This is a genomic window from Thioalkalivibrio thiocyanodenitrificans ARhD 1 (assembly GCF_000378965.1).
GTDB lineage: Bacteria > Pseudomonadota > Gammaproteobacteria > Ectothiorhodospirales > Ectothiorhodospiraceae > Thioalkalivibrio_A > Thioalkalivibrio_A thiocyanodenitrificans.
The window spans coordinates 2571752-2588191 of record NZ_KB900536.1; the positions used below are offsets into that span (position 1 = coordinate 2571752).

13 protein-coding genes are annotated in these 16440 nt (G+C 67.9%); 6 read left to right on the forward strand and 7 right to left on the reverse strand.

All coding sequences use genetic code 11. The features are described 5' to 3' along the window. The first annotated feature begins 98 nt into the window (after positions 1-98). From bamD to THITHI_RS0112275, 4 genes are all read left to right on the forward strand, one after another. Positions 99-890: an outer membrane protein assembly factor BamD gene (bamD, locus tag THITHI_RS0112260; protein ID WP_083908721.1), complete on the forward strand. Its 792-nt coding sequence runs from the start codon at positions 99-101 to the stop codon at positions 888-890. A gap of 136 nt (positions 891-1026) precedes the next feature. Then, positions 1027-3039 (forward strand): TonB-dependent receptor family protein, encoded by a 2013-nt coding sequence (locus THITHI_RS0112265; RefSeq protein WP_232199417.1) that lies wholly within the window; start codon positions 1027-1029, stop codon positions 3037-3039. 112 nt (positions 3040-3151) lie between these two features. Further along, positions 3152-3853 carry a fumarylacetoacetate hydrolase family protein gene (locus THITHI_RS0112270; protein WP_018233398.1) on the forward strand — a complete coding sequence of 234 codons (702 nt, stop codon included), beginning with the start codon at positions 3152-3154 and terminating at the stop codon, positions 3851-3853. Between the two features lie 67 nt (positions 3854-3920). Continuing rightward, on the forward strand, positions 3921-4385 hold the full coding sequence (locus THITHI_RS0112275; protein ID WP_018233399.1) for a DUF4019 domain-containing protein: 465 nt from the start codon (positions 3921-3923) through the stop codon (positions 4383-4385). 82 nt (positions 4386-4467) lie between these two features. Here THITHI_RS0112275 and THITHI_RS0112280 read toward each other — a convergent pair whose 3' ends face one another. Further along, positions 4468-4674 carry a hypothetical protein gene (locus tag THITHI_RS0112280; RefSeq protein ID WP_018233400.1) on the reverse strand — a complete coding sequence of 69 codons (207 nt, stop codon included), beginning with the start codon at positions 4672-4674 and terminating at the stop codon, positions 4468-4470. Between the two features lie 40 nt (positions 4675-4714). Next, the gene (locus THITHI_RS0112285; RefSeq protein WP_018233401.1) at positions 4715-7948 is read right to left on the reverse strand and encodes a sensor domain-containing protein; all 3234 of its coding nucleotides are present in this window, start codon (positions 7946-7948) and stop codon (positions 4715-4717) included. A 479-nt stretch (positions 7949-8427) separates the two neighbouring features. Here THITHI_RS0112285 and THITHI_RS0112295 point away from each other — a divergent pair, with 479 nt between their 5' ends. After that, positions 8428-9006, forward strand: a complete 579-nt coding sequence (locus THITHI_RS0112295) for an HPF/RaiA family ribosome-associated protein (protein ID WP_018233403.1) — start codon at positions 8428-8430, stop codon at positions 9004-9006. 43 nt (positions 9007-9049) lie between these two features. After that, entirely contained in the window at positions 9050-9499 is a 450-nt protein-coding gene (locus THITHI_RS0112300; protein ID WP_026186313.1) for a CBS domain-containing protein, read from the forward strand. Positions 9500-9530: 31 nt separating this feature from the next. On the opposite strand, the gene THITHI_RS0112305 is transcribed toward THITHI_RS0112300, so the two are convergent. The 5 genes from THITHI_RS0112305 to THITHI_RS0112325 all read right to left on the reverse strand — a co-directional run bounded on the left by THITHI_RS0112305 (position 9531) and on the right by THITHI_RS0112325 (position 16362). Continuing rightward, positions 9531-10346, reverse strand: a complete 816-nt coding sequence (locus THITHI_RS0112305) for an arsenite methyltransferase (protein ID WP_018233405.1) — start codon at positions 10344-10346, stop codon at positions 9531-9533. Between the two features lie 256 nt (positions 10347-10602). Further along, positions 10603-12264 (reverse strand): thiol reductant ABC exporter subunit CydC, encoded by a 1662-nt coding sequence (gene cydC / locus THITHI_RS0112310; RefSeq protein ID WP_018233406.1) that lies wholly within the window; start codon positions 12262-12264, stop codon positions 10603-10605. Further along, complete coding sequence (gene cydD, locus THITHI_RS0112315; protein ID WP_018233407.1) at positions 12257-13891, reverse strand: thiol reductant ABC exporter subunit CydD; 1635 nt, start codon at positions 13889-13891, stop codon at positions 12257-12259. Before cydD ends, cydC begins: the two co-directional genes overlap by 8 nt. A gap of 51 nt (positions 13892-13942) precedes the next feature. Next, positions 13943-14941 (reverse strand): cytochrome d ubiquinol oxidase subunit II, encoded by a 999-nt coding sequence (gene cydB / locus THITHI_RS0112320; RefSeq protein WP_018233408.1) that lies wholly within the window; start codon positions 14939-14941, stop codon positions 13943-13945. Between the two features lie 11 nt (positions 14942-14952). Continuing rightward, positions 14953-16362, reverse strand: coding sequence for a cytochrome ubiquinol oxidase subunit I (locus tag THITHI_RS0112325; RefSeq protein WP_018233409.1), 1410 nt, complete (start codon positions 16360-16362; stop codon positions 14953-14955). Positions 16363-16440: the final 78 nt, after the last annotated feature.

Consider the following 16440-nt stretch of genomic DNA (forward strand, 5'->3'; position numbering starts at 1 on the left):
TGATCCCGGGTGTCCCGGGGGTGCACATGCCAGGTTTGATGAAGTCCGCCGACCAGAACCGTTATGATGAACGACGCTCAACACGATTCAGGACACTGATGCCTCAACATTCATCTCAGGTGCCGTTCGTCCGGGCCACTCGCGCGGCGCTGTTAACCCTGATGGTCGCTGCGATCCTGGCCGGTTGCGCCATGCCCGGGGATCGCGTCCCGGACAACGATGCGGCGGCCTACCGGGAGGTTGCCGATGCCGTGGCGCGCAACGACTGCACCGCGGCCCGTCGCGCCGTGGAGGCCATGCAGTCCGGGCATCCGGACAGCCGCCGGTTGCCGGATGCCTATCTGGAGTCCGGCTACGTCTGCCTGGGGACGGGGGATCTTGAAGCGGCGGAGGTCCTGGTCGAGGACTTCCTGGAGCGATTCCCCGGACATCCCTCCGAGGATTACGGGCATTATCTCAGTGCGCTGGCGGCCTACGCCCGGTGGCGTGCCCTGCCGCCCGAGGCGCCGGGTGCCCGCTCGGCCGATCAGGCCCGGGAGGCCTTCGGCCGGTTCCGTCTGCTGCTCACCGCGCATCCGGACACGGCCTATGGTTCGGACGTGCGCCCCCTGCTCATGGAGCTGCGCGAGGGTCTGGCGCGGGTGGAGCTCAACGCCATTCGCAATGACCTGGATGCACGGCGCCATGACGCCGTCGTCCCGCGTGCCCGGTACCTGCTCACCCACTACGGAAACACCGAGTCCGCCCCCTATGCCATGGCCGCCCTGGTGAGTGCGCACCGTGCCCTGGGCGAATCGGCCCAGGCACGGCGGCTTCTCCAGCAGCTGGAGTCGGACTGGCCGGATCACCCGGTCCTCGACACGCTCGCCCCGGAACCGCGCGACGGCTGAAGGCCCCGATCGCACGCCGGCGCCGATCACCGGCCGGCCGGCGGGCGCTGCATTGAATCCCCGGATGGCCTGATGCAGGCTGGTGATGTTGCCGGACGCAGGGTGTCTGTCGATGCTGCACCGGATCACCGCGCTCATGCTTGTGCTTCCTCTTGTCCCCGGGCCGGTCAGTGCCCAGGCGCGCCTGGACCCGCTGACGGTCACCGCGCCGCGGCTGGAGCGCCCCTGGCTCGAAACCCCCGCTGCCCTGGACGTGGTGGAACGCGAGGATCTCTCCCAGGCCCGCCAGGGGTTGCAACTGGACGAGGCCCTGGTACGCATCCCCGGGGTCAGCGCACAGAACCGTTACAATTTCGCACAGGATCTGCGCGTGTCCATGCGCGGCTTCGGCGCACGTGCCGCCTTCGGTATCCGCGGCATCCAGGTGCGGGTGGACGGCCTGCCCGAGACCACACCGGACGGGCAGACCCAGGTGGATGCCATCGACCTCACCGCGCTCGAGCGGATGGAGGCGATTCGCGGCCCCTCCTCGGTCCTGCATGGCAATGCCACCGGCGGCGTACTGGAGATCACCACCCGTTCCGGACCTCCGGAGACGTTTGTCCAGCCGAGGCTGGAGGCCGGCAGCTACGGCTACCGCCGCCTGGGGGCCCAGGCGGGCGGCCGGGAAGGGGACCTGGCCTGGCATGTGAGCGGATGGGATCTGGCCATGGACGGCTACCGGGCGCACAGCCGGGCGGAGAAACGGCTTCTGCATTCGCGCGCGGACTGGACTCCGGGGGGGTCCCATCGTCTGACCGCGCTGCTCACCGTGCTGGACGCGCCGCGCACGGACGATCCCGGTGCGCTCACCTCGGTCGAGGTCGCCGACGACCGGCGTGCCGCCCATCCCAATGCACGGATGTTCAACGCGGGGCAGGCGGTCACCCAGCAGCGCGCGGGCCTCGTCTACCGGGCGGATCCTGCCGGGGGCGGGCGGTTCGAGGCGCGCGCCTTTCACACCTGGCGGGACTTCGACAACCGGCTGGCCTTCGAGTCCGGCGGCATCGTCGAGTACAACCGGCTGTTTTCCGGGGCGGGCCTGCAGTACACCCGGGACAATCGCTTGGGCCCGTGGGCCGGACGCATGACGGCCGGACTGGATGTGGAACGCCAGCGCGACATGCGACGGCGCCACGACAACCTGGGCGGCACGCGCGGTGATCTGACGCTGGATCAGCGTGAGACGGCCCGGGCCGCAGCCGTGTTCGTGCAGCAGGAAGCGGCGCTCACCGAACGTCTGGACGCCACGCTCGGCCTGCGCCGGGATCGGGTGCGCTTCTCCATCGACGACCGCTTCCTGGCGGACGGCGACGACTCCGGACGCCGGGATTTTCGCGAGACCAGCCACGCCCTGTCCATGGCCTACGCCTGGCGTCCGCGGCACCGCGTTTACGCCACCTGGGGCACCGCCTTCGAGACGCCGTCGTTCACCGAGTTCGCCAATCCGGATGGCGGTGGCTTCAACCCGGCCGTGGAGCCGCAGCAGGCCCGCAACCTGGAACTGGGTTTCAAGGGGTTCGCCGAGCGCATGCAGTACAGCCTCGCCCTGTTCAGGGTCGACGTTCGCGACGAACTCGTGCCTTTCCAACTGGCGGATCCCGACGACGATCGTACCTATTACCGGAACGCCGGTCGCACCCGGCGCCAGGGGCTGGAGGCCGGTCTTGTCTGGCTCCCGGCCACGGACCTGGCGCTGACGGGTGCCTGGACCTGGTCGGATTTCAGCTTCCGGGAGTTCGTAGACGACGGCGCCTCCCTGGCGGGTCGGGAACTGCCCGCCATCCCGCGCCGGCAACTGTTCCTCGAGGCCGCCTGGCGCCCCGGGCGCCGTTACCTGATCGTCGATGTGCTCGCCCGGGATCGTCAGTTCGCCGACAATGCCAATACCGAACGGGTGTCCGGGTCGGCGGTGGTGAACCTGCGCGGGGGTCGGGTGTTTCGCAGCGGCGGGCTGGAGGTGGAGGCCTTCCTGGCGGTGAACAACCTCTTCGGCGAGGACTACTTCTCCAACATCCGGCCGAACGCCGCCTTCGGCCGTTACTACGAGCCCGCGCCCGGGCGCAACGTGTACCTGGGCCTGCACCTGACGCGCCGCGCACATGATTGAATCCGGCTGCGGAAACGCAAGCAAAGGCGAAAGCCATCACCCATCCGGGACACCCACGCGATGCGTGGAGCGATAGAATAGGGACTGCGCCGTACAAAGGGAGCACATACTCATGGCAAACGTACTGCTCGAGGACGGCACGCCCGTCCCCGTTCACACCATCTTCTGCATCGGTCACAACTACGCCGCCCACGCCCGGGAGCGCGGCACCCCCGTGCCGGAATCCCCCGCCGTGTTCATCAAGCCCGACACCACGCTGGTGGTCGACGGCGGCCCGGTCCGGCTGCCGCGCCTGAGCACCGACGTGCATCACGAGGTGGAGATGGTGGCCCTGCTGGGTGACGGTGTGCTGGCACGGGCCGGGCGCGAGATCCCCGAGGCCGAGGCCCTGGCGTGTGTGCGCGGTTACGGGGTGGGGATCGACGTGACCGCCCGGGATTTTCAGCAGCGCGCCCGGGAGCGGGGGCTGCCCTGGGCGGTGGGCAAGGGGTTCGACACCTTCGCGCCCGTGAGCCGGTTCGTGGACGCGGCCCGGGTGGCCGATCCGCAGGCACTGCGTCTGTGGCTGGACGTGAACGGCGAGCGCCGCCAGGATGATCTGACCAGGGGCATGACCTTCGGCCTCGCGTCCGTGATCCATTATCTGTCGACCATATTCACGCTGACCCCCGGGGACCTCATATTCACGGGCACACCGGGCGGCGTGGCGCGCTTCGAGCATGGTGACCGCATCGAGGCCGGACTGGGGCCCGACGGCGCACCCCCGCTGTGTACCCTGGCCGTCGGCGCCCTGCGCGAGCCCGTGTTAAGCTGACGGGCCGTCTGCGGCGCGGCAAAACGCACCGCACAGTCCGTCATCGATAACCGAGGAATGGATATTCATGCCGTATCGCACGCTGTCCCTGATCCCGCTGGTCCTCTCCCTGGCCCTGTGGCTTCCGGCCTGCGGTCCGTCTTCCACCGCAGAGGACGAGGCGGCCGCCCCGGATGTCGCCGCCGGTGTCGATGCGGCCGCGCTGGCCACGGCCGAGGGCTGGCTTGCCCTGGTGGACGCCGATGACTACGAGGCCAGCTGGCGGGCGACCGGGACCCTGTTTCAGCAGGAGGTGTCTGCCGGTGAGTGGCGGGACAGCATGACGCAGGTGCGCGAGGACATGGGGGCCGTGGCCGAACGCCGCCTGCATGACCAGACGCTGGAAACCGTCATGCCGGGTGTCCCCGAGGGCGTGTACCTGATGCTCGAGTACCGCTCCGTGTTCGAGCGGCAGCCCCAGGGCGCGGAACTGGTGGTGCTCGCGCGGCAGGAGGACGGTTCGTGGGGGGTGATCGGGTACTTTCTGCAATGAGGAAGTGGGAAGGGCGAGTTTGGAAGTGGGAACGGAGAAAAAGACACCGCCAACATCGTACTTCCCAATTCACACTTCGCACTTAATTTGGCGGCCCCCCGGGCCCCGCATCCTTGTCCTTGGTGATCAGGTAGACGCCGCCCGCGGCCATGGCCATCCAGAGGATCAGCGACCATGCGCCGAGTATCTCCCACAGGCGGCCCATGAACAGCAGCATGACCGCGGCGAGACCGAGGATCACATTGCCCAGGATGAAATGCAGGCGTTTTCTGTCTTCGGGCGAGCGCATGCGGCGATTGTAACAGCCCCGGAACCGGCCGGTTCCGGGGTCACCCGCCTCCGAGTCTCGGGTGATCGGCGCAGGGCCGGTCGAGGTGGTAGCCCTGGGCCATGTCCACGCCGAATTCGCGCAGCATGTCCAGCGTCGCCCCATCCTCCACGAACTCCGCGACGGTGACCTTGTCGAGTCCCCGGGCCACATCGATCATGGCCTTCACGAAGGCCTGGTTGTCCCGGTTGTTGGGCAGATCGCGAATGAAGATGCCGTCGATCTTGAGGATCTGGACGTTCAGATACTTCAGGTAGGCAAAGGTGGAGAAGCCGGACCCGAAATCGTCCAGGCAGATGAGGCAGCCGGTGTGCTGCAACGCCTCCATGAAGCGTTGCGCGTCCTGCATCTCGACCACGGCCGCCGTTTCCGTCAGTTCGATGATCAGCCGCTTCGGATCCACACTGCGCTTCTCCAACTCCCCATGAATGTAATGCGGCAGGCCCGGATCTTCCAGGCTGCGGCCCGAGATGTTGATGGACAGCGCGGGAAGGTCCGGATGGGCCGCCAGCGTCTTGATGCTGCGCTTGATCACCCATCGGTCGATCTCCAGGACCTGCCCGGTCTTCTCCGCCACGGGTATGAACTGGCCGGGCATGATGACGCGTTCGTCCTCCAGCGGATCACGCATGCGTACCAGCGCCTCCAGATGGCTCAGACTGCCGTCGCGGGTGTGGTAGATGCCCTGAAAATGCAGTTCGAGACGATCCCGCTCCAGGGCCTTGGCGATGCGGCTGCGCCAGGTCATGCGCTCCACCATGGCCTGGGCGGTGTTGCGGGTTGCGTCGTAGACGGCCCAGGTGTTCTTGCCGCTGTCCTTGGCCTGGTACATGGCGGCGTCGGCGTGGGCCACCAGGTCCTCGGTGTTGTCGCCGTGTTCCGGATAACAGGCGATGCCGATGCTCGCCGTGAGACGAAGATTGCTGCCCCGGAAGCGGAACGGGATTGCCGAGATGGCGTGGATGATGCGTTCGGCCAGAGGCACCGGATCATCGCCCGGTCTCATCTCGATGAGAAGGGCGAACTCGTCACCCCCCAGGCGCGCGAAGATCTCGCCGCCGCGCACCAGGCTCGCCACCTCCCCGGCCGCCCGCACCAGCACCGTGTCGCCCGCCCGGTGGCCGAAGGTGTCGTTGATGTACTTGAATTCGTCCAGGTCGAAGTAGAGCAGCGCGAAGCGCCTGTCGGCGCGCCGGGAGCGCTGGATGACCTGTTCCAGGTGCTGCTGGAACCGATGCCGGTTGTGCAACCCCGTCAGGGCGTCGTGTTCCGCCAGGTAAATGAGCTGCTGCGCGGTCTGACGCTCGTGGGTGACGTCCTCGTAGATCCACAGCCGGCCGATGATCCTTCCGTCCGGATCCGGCACGGGATAAGAGAGCTGGGTGAGGATACGGCCGTCGTAGAGATCCACCTCGAAGCGTTCGCTGATCTCGTGGGTGTCCAGCACGTGCAGGATATGCCGGGAGGCGTGATCCGGCCGCGCGAACCGGTGGGTGGAATGCTCCAGAACGTCCCGGCTCGGGCGCCCCACCAGCTCCACCGCCTCCGGGATGGCCCACATGCGCCGGAAGGCCGGATTCACATACTCCACCCGTTCGTCGCGATCCTCGAACAGGATGCCGATGCTCATGCCGGACAGCAGCGCGGCCATGCGGCTCTGCTCCCGCTGGGCGACGGACAGCAGTTCCGCTTGCCTGTGCTCGGATTCGCGCAGCTCCGCGAGGGCCTTCATCAGCGCATCCCGGTTCTGCATGCGCTGGGTGATATCGTGACTGACGGCCACGAAGCGCGGCGATTCGCCCTCGGGCGTCACGTACTGGAGAAAGACCTCCACCGGGATGTCCGTGCCGTCCCGCCTGCGATGCGGCGTCTCGAAACGCAGGCTCGGCAGGCTTCCGTCGCGCAGCGGTTCGATCAGCTGGCGGAAACGGGGTTCGGGCAGATCGGGCTTGATGTCGTAGGCGTGCAGGTTCAGCAGCTCCTCGCGGCTGTAGCCAGTCTGGTCCAGGGCTCCCTGATTGACGTAGGTGAACCGCAGTGTCTCCGGGTCGAGCATGAAGACGCCGTCGAGCATCAGGTCCAGGGTGTTTCTGAATCCCCTGAGTGCCGATCGTTCGCGGCGCAGTTCCTCGTTGGCGGCCACCAGCGCGCTGGCGTCCATCACGTGGCCCTGCAGGTAAAGCAGTTCGCCCGCCTCGCCGTGGATGCCCTGGCCTCGTTCATGTACCCAGCGTTCGGTGCCGTCGCGGGCGATGATTCGGTAGGAGATCTCAAAGGGGCGGCGTGTCTGCAGGGACGCCTGCACGGCGTTCCAGACCGACTGCCGGTCCTGCGGATGGATCCACGACCCCATGGAGACGGTGTTCGGGTCGAGAAAATCCTCGATCCGGTAACCGCCCAGTTCCTCCACGTTGCCGGCCATGTAGACCAGCGGCCAGTCCGGCGTGTTCCTGCAGCGGTAGACGAAGCCGTCGATGGTGCCGAGCACCCGCAGCAGGTCGTCGCTGCTGCGGCTGCCGGCATGGCGCACCAGGCTCATCAGCCCCACCGCGGCGGCGATGGCGCACAGGGCGCGCAGCAGTTCTACCGGAATCCCGGTCGCGGCGAGGAAATCGCCGCTCGTGGGCAACCAGTCCGGAAGGCCGGCGGCGGGCGCGGATGGCCATGGCGTCAGCAGACCGTAGGCGAGAAGCGCGCCGCCAATGACCATGATCCGCATGGGCAGCCCACGCTCGATCGCGGCCACGTCGATGCGCCGGGCACGCGCCTGGCGCAGCGCCAGCAGTGCCGCGCCGGCCAGCAGAGCACCGGGCGCGCCGATGAAGTATCGGGCGCCGGCGGCGAGCCCCGCCAGCGAGTCGCCGGCCGCGACGGCCGGCGCGGCGACGGCCAGTCCCGCCGCGCCGTAAACCAGGAGTGGATTGAGCCGGAGCCGGGCGCGGGGAACCTCCATCAGGCTGCGGCGGCCAAACTCCAGGAGCGGAACATACGAAAGTGTCAGGAGAAGGTCGGCCAGGCCCGCCAGCCAGGGGTCATCCCGCTGCAGCCGATGCCATTCCACGAACTCCAGCGTGCCATGAAGGATGCCGAAGGCGGCCAGCAGCCAGAGATGGCGGGCGAATCGCAGGCTGTCGTCATGGCGCGGAAGTACGTAAGCCAGTACGCCGAGCACGAAGAAGGACAGGCCGTAGATCTGGTAGACGAGGCCCGGGTTCCACTGGCCCCAGTCGCTCACTGCACACCCCGGGAGTGCGCGAACGGCACCAGGCATCGAAAGGGAAGGGAGCGGATCAACGGCGCGGGCAGCGCGGCGCACGGCTGTCTCGCAGCCGGGTATTCCATCATCCGGACATCTCCCTGAGGCAGATCCACCTGGTGGCCCGTGGTCGGGCCTTTATCGTTCTTCTCGTTCTTTTGGGTGATAACCATAGGGGATCGTGCCGGCGAATTCCAGTCGCAATCAGTTGCGTCAATCGCCGTCACCTGCGCCTTGATGCGCGTTGTGCACACGCATGCGCGGCGGAATGTGCCGTCAGGCAGAACGCATACGCACGTCACGCGCTGCTCCCTGGTCCATCTGCCGCGCGGAGGCCTGACATTTGTCAATGGCGGCCCGCCGGTGCAGGTCTATACTTTGATTGCGAGTTGCGATCCATCACTCTTCCGAATTCCGTCAGCCCGCCGTTCCCCTTCCGGCGGGCAGGAGTCAATACGATGAACCAGGAACCTGTGCCGCTGGTGGAGCTGGCCTTTCGTAACATGGATGCATCCCCCGCGGTGGAGGATCGGGTGCGGGACCGGATCGCGAAACTGGCGCAGTTCCACGACCACCTCATGGCGTGCCGCGTGGTGATCGAGAGCCACCACCGCCACCATCACAAGGGCAATCTCTACCATGTACGTATAGACCTGACGATTCCCGGTGGCGAACTGGTGGTCAACCGCGAGCCCGGCGAGCATCAGGCGCACGAGGATGTCTACGTGGCCGTGCGCGACGCCTTCGACGCCATGACGCGCCAGCTTCAGGATGCCGTGCGCAAGCAGCGGGGCAAGGTCAAACACCATGAAACGCCGCCTCACGGGCATATCCGGGAAATAGCGCCGGGGGCCGATTACGGTGTGATCGAGACCTCCGATGGACGTGAGATCCGCTTCTCAAGCAAGAGTGTGGTGGACTACGACTTCGCAAAACTGGAGGTGGGTGACCAGGTCCGGTTCACCGAGGTGGACAGTGACGACGGGCCGGCGGCCAGCACGGTGCACGTGGAAGGCAAGCATCACATCGTCGGTTGACGGCGTGTAAGCAGTCCGTTGAATCCCATGGGAGGTTGCCGTCATGAGAGTCGGTGAATTCTGCAATCGTGAAGTGATCGTGATCGGTGGTGACGAGTCGGTGAAGGACGCGGCGGCACTCATGCGCCAGCATCATGTGGGCGACGTGGTACTCGTCGAGGAGCGCGAAGGCAGGCGCATCCCGGTCGGCATCGTCACCGACCGGGATCTGGTGGTGGAGGTCATGGTGCCGGGTCTGGACGCGGAGTCGCTGGCCGTCAGGGATATTCTTACCGCGCCCCTGTCCACCGCGCGCACCGATGACGGTCTGTTCGACGCCCTGGAATTGATGCGTTCAAAGGCGGTGCGGCGCCTTCCCGTGGTGGATGCCGACGGCGCCCTTGCGGGGATCATCACGGTGGACGACGTGATGGGGCTGCTCACGGAGATGATGGGCAGGCTGTCGGCGGTAGTCGAGCGGCAGCGCTCCCGGGAGGCACGCACCCGGCCCTGACGGGGGCCGTGGCCCGTTGCATGTCTCCGGGCTACATGCCCACGCGCTTGACGGCCTCGATGGAGGCCGACATCACGTAGTCCTCCACGCCGCGTCCGGGCGCCCAGTCCCTGATGAATTCGCGGGATTCGTCTTTGGGCGTGATGCGGATCTCCGAGAACCCGGCGTCCCGGAGCATGGCCTGCAGGTCATCGAGCAACGGCGCGCCGGCGATGCAGCCCGCGTAGAGCGCCGGGTCGTTCTTCATCTCCTGGGGCAACGCCACGCCGGCCACCACGTCCGAGATCGCCAGGCGTCCGCCGGGCTTGAGGATCCGGAAGGCCTCCCGGAACACCTGCGGCTTGTCCGGGGACAGGTTGATGACGCAGTTGGAGATGATCACGTCGGCGGTGTTGTCGGCCACCGGCAGGTATTCGATCTCGCCCAGGCGGAACTCCACGTTACCGAAATGCCCTTTCTCCGCGTTGCCGCGGGCCTTGCTCACCATGGCGGGGGTCATGTCCACGCCGATCACGTGCCCCGACTCACCCACCTCGGGCGAGGCCAGGAAGCAGTCGAATCCGCCGCCGCTGCCCAGGTCCACCACCACCTCGCCCGGCTTGAGGCTCGCAATGGCCCGCGGATTGCCGCAGCCGAGCCCCATGTCCGCCCCCTCGGGGACGGCGGCCACGTCATCGCCGGAATAGCCGAGACGGGTCGAGATCAGGGTGTTGATGGCAGTGTCGTCGGAGACGCCGCAGCAGCCGGATGCCTCGCCGCAGCACGCGCCGCCGTTGCTGGCCTCGGCGACATTTGCATAGCTCTCGCGCACGTGCTGGCGGATATCATCGGCGTGTTTCCGGCTCATGAGGCCCTCGGTTCGATTCGCTGTTCGGGATGTCGGACCCCAGTATAAGGCCGGTGATCCATGGGGGTCATCCGCCGCCTGCGGTCCGCCGAGTGTGTCGTGGCTCGTCGGCCAGGAAAAATTGGCCACAGAGGGCACAGAGGAAGAACTCCGGAGGATCCGGTGCGGTTTGATATTCGAGGCAGGGCCGGGGCCCATCGCGATTGCATTTCCCGCTCTGTTGAGAAGAGGTGCCCCCCCGGGCCGGTCCACGCCCTCACAGGGTCATGCGCGGCCAGTACCCCGGCAGGCGCGCGGGGCCATGGGTGACGATCACGGCGCGGCGGGCTTCGAGCCAGGGGACGAGGCCTTCCAGCACCCGGGTCTCGGTGTCGGCGTCCAGGCCCGAGAAGGGTTCGTCCAGCAGGGCGACAGGGCTGTCGCGCAGCATCAGCCACGCCAGGGCCACCCGCCGGGCCTGCCCGCCGGACAGGCGGTGTCCCTGCTCCCCCACCCGGTCGTCCAGTCCCCGGCCCTGATCCCGCAGCGCGTCAGCCAGGCCCACCTGCCGGAGCGCTGCCCAGAGGGTCCGGTCGTCCAGATCCGCCCGGCCCAGCCGCAGGTTGAAGGCGAGGGTGTCATCCAGCAGCACGGTCTCCTGGGGCAGGTAGCCGATGTACTGGTATCGGACATGTTCCGGCCACGACGTCAGGGAGCGGCCACCCAGCCGGACGTCTCCGGACAGGGGCGGCAACTCCCCGGCCAGGGTGTCCAGCAGACAGCTCTTACCCCGGCCGCTGGCGCCGTCGATCACCAGCGGCCGGCCCGGCTCGAGTGTGAACTCCAGGTCCTCCAGGATCGGGCGGCGGGGGTCGAAGCCCACGGCCAGACGGTGTACCCGCACGTGGTGCTCCGGGGGCCCGTGATCGGCCGGTGACGGGCGCCTGGCGTCTTCCGGGCGTGGGGTGGGAGCCGGCTCGCCCGGCGCCAGTGCCTGCAGTCGCCGGACGGCCTCCAGGCTCTCCCCCACCTGCCACCAGGCCCCGGGCAGGCCGGCCAGCGCCTCGTTCAGTCCCAGGGTCAGGAGGCTGAGCAGCACCGCCACGGGCGCGCTGATGACGCCCTGCAGGTACCAGTGCAGGCACACGCCCAGCATGGCCAGGGCAGCCAGGGTGACCAGCAGTTGCACCCCCTGTTCCGCCAGGATCCCGACCCGCTCGCGGCTCAGCCGGCGCCTGGCCTGTGCCTGTGCCTGCCGGTGCAATGCGTCCTGATGATCTGACAGGCGTCCGTAGGCAAGGAGGTCGGCCAGTCCGCCGAAGTAATCCAGCAGGGCGATGCGCTCCCGGGTATGCGCGCGCACCAGTTCGCGGCCGGGTTTCCGCCCCTGCCGGGCGGCCGCCATGGCCGCCGCCAGGGTCATCGCCGCCGTGCCCAGGATCAGGAGCGCGGCGCCCGCCGGGGCCAGCGCGATGGCCAGCGCGGCGGCCGCGAATACCGCAAGCACGGCCGCGACCATGGGGCCGGTGACCCGCAGAGGGACGGCATCCAGGGTGTCGATGTCGCCGGTCAGCCGCTGCTGAAGATCCCCGCTGCGCAGCGCCCGCTGATGTTCCGCCGGCAGCCGGGCGATGGCCGCGAAGGCGTGCCCCCGCAGCCGCGCCAGGATCCGCAATACGGCCTGGTGTCCCACCACCCGCTCGCCGTAGCGCGCCACGGTGCGCACGATGGCCGCCGCGCGGATGCCCGCCGACGGGGTGAAGATGTCCAGGGCCAGCAGCAGGCCGGCGCCCGCCAGCGCCGTGGCGGTGATGAACCACCCGGACAGGGCCAGCAGGCCGATGCCCGCTCCCCAGGTGAGCGCCAGCAACAGGTACGCCGCAGCATTCCACAGCCGGGCGCCGCGGAACAATGTTCGCAGGTAGCGCCACTCAGTCACGGTCGTTCTCCCGCACTGAACCTGCCGGCAGGTGCAGGATGCGTGGAAAGCGCGCCAGCACGTTCGGCTGATGGGTGGCCATGAGTACCGTGATCTTCCGGCTGCCCGCGTGATGGAACAGGGTGTCGAGCAGGGCCTCCTCGGTGAGCGGATCGAGGGCATTGGTGGGTTCATCCAGCAGCCACAGCCGGCTTCCGGAAAGCAGCGCCCGCGCCAGGGCGACCCGCTGCGCCTGGCCTCCCGAGAGCCCGCGGTTGCCCTCGCCGATCCGTGTATCCAGGCCGTCGGGCAGCGCCGGGTCGTCCACCGGGAGTCCGGCGGCCTCCAGGGCGGCCTCCAGTTGCCGGTCCGATGCAGGCGTCTGCCTCGCCAGGCGCAGGTTGTCACGCACGCTGCCGTGAAACAGGTGGGTCCGCTGGCCGATCCAGGCGAAGGCCCGGGCCTCGGGGCGCGCGCTGATCCGGCCCTGCTCGATGCCCATGAATCCGGCGCATACCGCCAGCAGGGTGGACTTGCCGCTGCCGCTGGGTCCCGCCAGGGCGAGCATGTCCCCGGGGTGGATGTCCAGGCTCAGGTCCCGGATCGTGGCCGGTGCCCCGGGTTCATGGCGCACCGTGACGTGCTCAAGCCTGAGCAGGGGACCTTCGTGGCGTCTGCCCCACGCCGGGGCCCGCGCCGAGGCGGCCCCTTGGCCGACCAGCGGCGCCAGGGCCTGTGCGGCCGCCAGGGCACCGGCGCGGTCGTGGTAGGTCTGGGCAAACCGGCGCAGGGGCCCGAAGTACTCGGGTGCCAGCAGCAGGACGAACAGGCCGGTAAACAGGGTCAGGCCGGGCGCGGGCCCGAACTCGAGGAAACCCAGCAGGCCGAAGCCGACGTAGATGGCCACCAGGCCGATGGCCACGGCGCTGAAGAACTCCATCACGGCGGAGGACAGAAAGGCCACCCGCAGCACCCGCAGCGTCAGGCGCCGGTAGCGGTCGGCCGCCTCGGCGACATCCATCTGCGCCGAGGCCAGGGCGCGGCTTCGACGCAGCAGGTCCAGGCCCCGGATACGATCCAGAAAATGGCCCGCCAGACGGTTCTGTTCCTCCTGCTGGCGGGTATGGACCTGCTCGGTGCCCATGCCGATCAGGGTCATGAACGCCGGGATCAGCGGCGTGGACAGCAGCAGCAACGTGCCCGCCAGCCAGTCCAGCCGGAAGACCGTGGCCAGAATCACCGCGGGGACCAGGATGGTGAGCAGGCGCGCCGGCAGGAAACGGGCGTAGTAACCGCCCAGCGCCTCCACCTGATCCTGATAGCGGCCGGCCCACTGCCCGGCGTGCCCCCGGTGAGCCATGCGTACCGGCCCGGTGTGGCCCGCGGAGGCGATCAGCCGTGCGCGCAGATCCCCCTGGACGGCCAGGGCCAGGCGCTGACCGCACCCGTCCCTCACGGTCTGGAGTCCGTGGCGCAACACCGCCGCTGCCATCGCCAGTATCAGCGGCGGCAGGAGGGCGGTGTCCCCGGGTGCGAACAGGGCGCCGTGGATCAGGTGTGCCACCAGGCCGGCCACGGCCACGGTGGCCAGGCCCGCGCCCAGACCGGCGATCCAGGCCCCGTGCAGCCAGCGACGGTGTGGCCGCATCCAGCGGGCAAGCACATGTCCGGCTTCTGGAGATACGGCATCGGGCACGCGCTAGTGATATCCCGTGTCGGCGCGCACCTTGCCGCGAAAGACGTAATAGGTCCACGCGGTGTACATGAGCACGAAGGGCACCACGAACAGCACGCCGAGGAGCAGGAAGAGCTGGCTCTCCGGCGCCGATGCCGCGTCCCGGAAGGTGTAATCGGGCGGTACCACGTAGGGCCACTTGCTGAACAGCAGTCCGCCGTAGAACAGGGCGAACAGGACGATGGTGGCCAGGAAGGGGGTGGCCTCGTAGCCGCCCCTCAGGGTGTGCCACAGACCCGCCGCCACCAGCAGGGTGAACACGGGCAGTATCCACAGCCAGGTCACGTGGTCGAACCAGCGGCTTTGCACGTAGTCATCCGTGAGCGGCGTCCAGATGCTGACGATGACGAAGACCGCCATCACCGCCGCGAACAGGCGATAGGCCCAGCCCCGGGCCCATTGCTGGGTGTCGCCCTCCGTCTTGAGCAGCAGCCAGGTCGCGCCGAGCAGCGCATAGCCGGCCACCAGGCCGAGGCCGGTCATGACGGTGAACGGGGTCAGCCAGTCCAGGGCGCCGCCCACATAACGCATGTTCTCGGTCTCGAAGCCCTGGATGAACGTGCCCACCACGGCACCCTGGGCGAATGTCGCCACCAGGGAGCCACCGAAGAACGCCCAGTTCCAGAGACGGCGCCTGCCGGGTGCGGCCTTGAACCGGAACTCGAAGGCCACGCCGCGGAAGATCAGGCCCGCGAGCATCAGGAACACGCCGATGTACAGGGCCGGCAGGAACACGGCATACACCAGGGGAAACGCGCCGATGAGTCCGGCCCCGCCCAGGACGAGCCAGGTTTCGTTCCCGTCCCACACGGGCGCCACCGTGTTCATCATGATGTCCCGGTCGGTTTCGGATCGGGCAAAGGGAAACAGGATGCCCACGCCCAGATCGAAGCCGTCGGCCAGCACGTACATGAGGATGCCGAAGGCGATGATGCCTATCCAGATATAGGTGAGATCGTACATGTCAGCGCTCCTCAGTTGGACGGCAGGTCGGTGGAAGCGCCCAGTGGCGTGTCGACTGCCGACATGGGGCGCTTGGGCCGGCCCATGGCCTCCTCCGCGTATTCCTCGGGGATGGGCATGCCCTGGCGCACGATCCTGTTGAGGTAGTACACGCCCGCGGTGAACACCACGGCATAGACTGCGATATAGCCCACCAGCGTGAACAGGGCCATGCCGCCCGTGAGGCTCGGTGTCACGCCTTCCTGCACCGTCATCATCCCGTAAACCAGGTAGGGCTGACGTCCCACCTCGGTCACGAACCAGCCGGCCAGTACGGCCACAAAGGGCAGGGGGATCATCCAGATGAGGATGCGCAGATACCGGGCCCGTTCCTCCAGGCGCCGGCGAAACAGCAGCCAGGCGCCCCCCAGGGCGACCACGATCATGATCATGCCGATGCCCACCATGATCCGGAATGCCCAGAACACGATCGCCACCGGGGGACGCTCCTCGGGCGCCCACTCCTTCAGGCCGCGGATCTCGCCGTCCCATTCATGGGTGAGGATCAGGCTCGCCAGCTTCGGAATGCCCACCTCGAAGCGGTTGGCCTCATTGGCCTGGCTGGGGATGGCGAACAGCAGCAGCGGGACCCCTTCCCGGGTTTCCCAGGTCCCCTCCATGGCCGCCACCTTGGCGGGTTGATGCTCGAAGGTGTCCAGCCCGTGCAGATCCCCCACCACCAGCTGCAGCGGTGCCACCACGACGAGCATCACCAGGGTCATCCTGAGGGCCCGGCCGCTGGCCTCCACCGCATGGCCGCGCAGCAGGTAGTAGGCGGAGATGCCCGCCACCACGAAACCGCCGGTCAGCAGCGAAGCCAGCGCCATGTGGATGAAACGATAGCCGAAGGACGGGTTGAAGATGGCCTCCATCCAGCTGGTCACGAAGACCATGCCGTCACGCATCTCGATGCCGGCGGGCGTCTGCATCCAGGAATTGGCCGACAGGATCCAGAACGAGGAGATGAAGGTCCCCGCGGCCACCATCACGGCCGACAGCAGGTGCAGTCCGGGGGGCACCCGGTCGCGCCCGAACAACAGCACGCCCAGAAAGGCCGCTTCCAGGAAGAAGGCGGTCACCACCTCGTAGGACAGGACCGGCCCCATGAAGTTGGCGGTCCGGTACGAGAACTCGCTCCAGTTGGTGCCGAACTGAAAGGCCATCACCAGGCCCGAGACCACCCCCATGCCGAAGACCACGGCGAAGATCTTGATCCAGAAGCGGGACAGCCGTGCCCAGTGGACATCGCCCGTTCGGAAGGCAATCGCCTCCAGCACGGCGATGTACGAGGCCAGTCCGATGGTGAATACCGGGAAGATCGCGTGGAAGGACACCACGAACGCGAACTGGATACGTGACAGAAGCAGCGGGTCGAGTTCCATGTGAAGCCCCTTGTCATCGCTGCCGCGAAACCGTCTGGTGGTGAAGCGGCCTTGGTGCGTCGGTGCGCGGAGGACGGA

Excerpts from the sequence above, each read along its gene's own strand:
- bamD (WP_083908721.1), top strand. The coding sequence starts at position 99 with ATGCCTCAACATTCATCTCAGGTGCCGTTCGTCCGGGCCACTCGCGCG.
- THITHI_RS0112265 (WP_232199417.1), top strand. The coding sequence starts at position 1,027 with ATGCTTGTGCTTCCTCTTGTCCCCGGGCCGGTCAGTGCCCAGGCGCGC.
- THITHI_RS0112270 (WP_018233398.1), top strand. The coding sequence starts at position 3,152 with ATGGCAAACGTACTGCTCGAGGACGGCACGCCCGTCCCCGTTCACACC.
- THITHI_RS0112275 (WP_018233399.1), top strand. The coding sequence starts at position 3,921 with ATGCCGTATCGCACGCTGTCCCTGATCCCGCTGGTCCTCTCCCTGGCC.
- THITHI_RS0112280 (WP_018233400.1), bottom strand. The coding sequence starts at position 4,674 with ATGCGCTCGCCCGAAGACAGAAAACGCCTGCATTTCATCCTGGGCAAT.
- THITHI_RS0112295 (WP_018233403.1), top strand. The coding sequence starts at position 8,428 with ATGAACCAGGAACCTGTGCCGCTGGTGGAGCTGGCCTTTCGTAACATG.
- THITHI_RS0112300 (WP_026186313.1), top strand. The coding sequence starts at position 9,050 with ATGAGAGTCGGTGAATTCTGCAATCGTGAAGTGATCGTGATCGGTGGT.
- THITHI_RS0112305 (WP_018233405.1), bottom strand. The coding sequence starts at position 10,346 with ATGAGCCGGAAACACGCCGATGATATCCGCCAGCACGTGCGCGAGAGC.
- cydD (WP_018233407.1), bottom strand. The coding sequence starts at position 13,891 with ATGCGGCCACACCGTCGCTGGCTGCACGGGGCCTGGATCGCCGGTCTG.
- cydB (WP_018233408.1), bottom strand. The coding sequence starts at position 14,941 with ATGTACGATCTCACCTATATCTGGATAGGCATCATCGCCTTCGGCATC.
- THITHI_RS0112325 (WP_018233409.1), bottom strand. The coding sequence starts at position 16,362 with ATGGAACTCGACCCGCTGCTTCTGTCACGTATCCAGTTCGCGTTCGTG.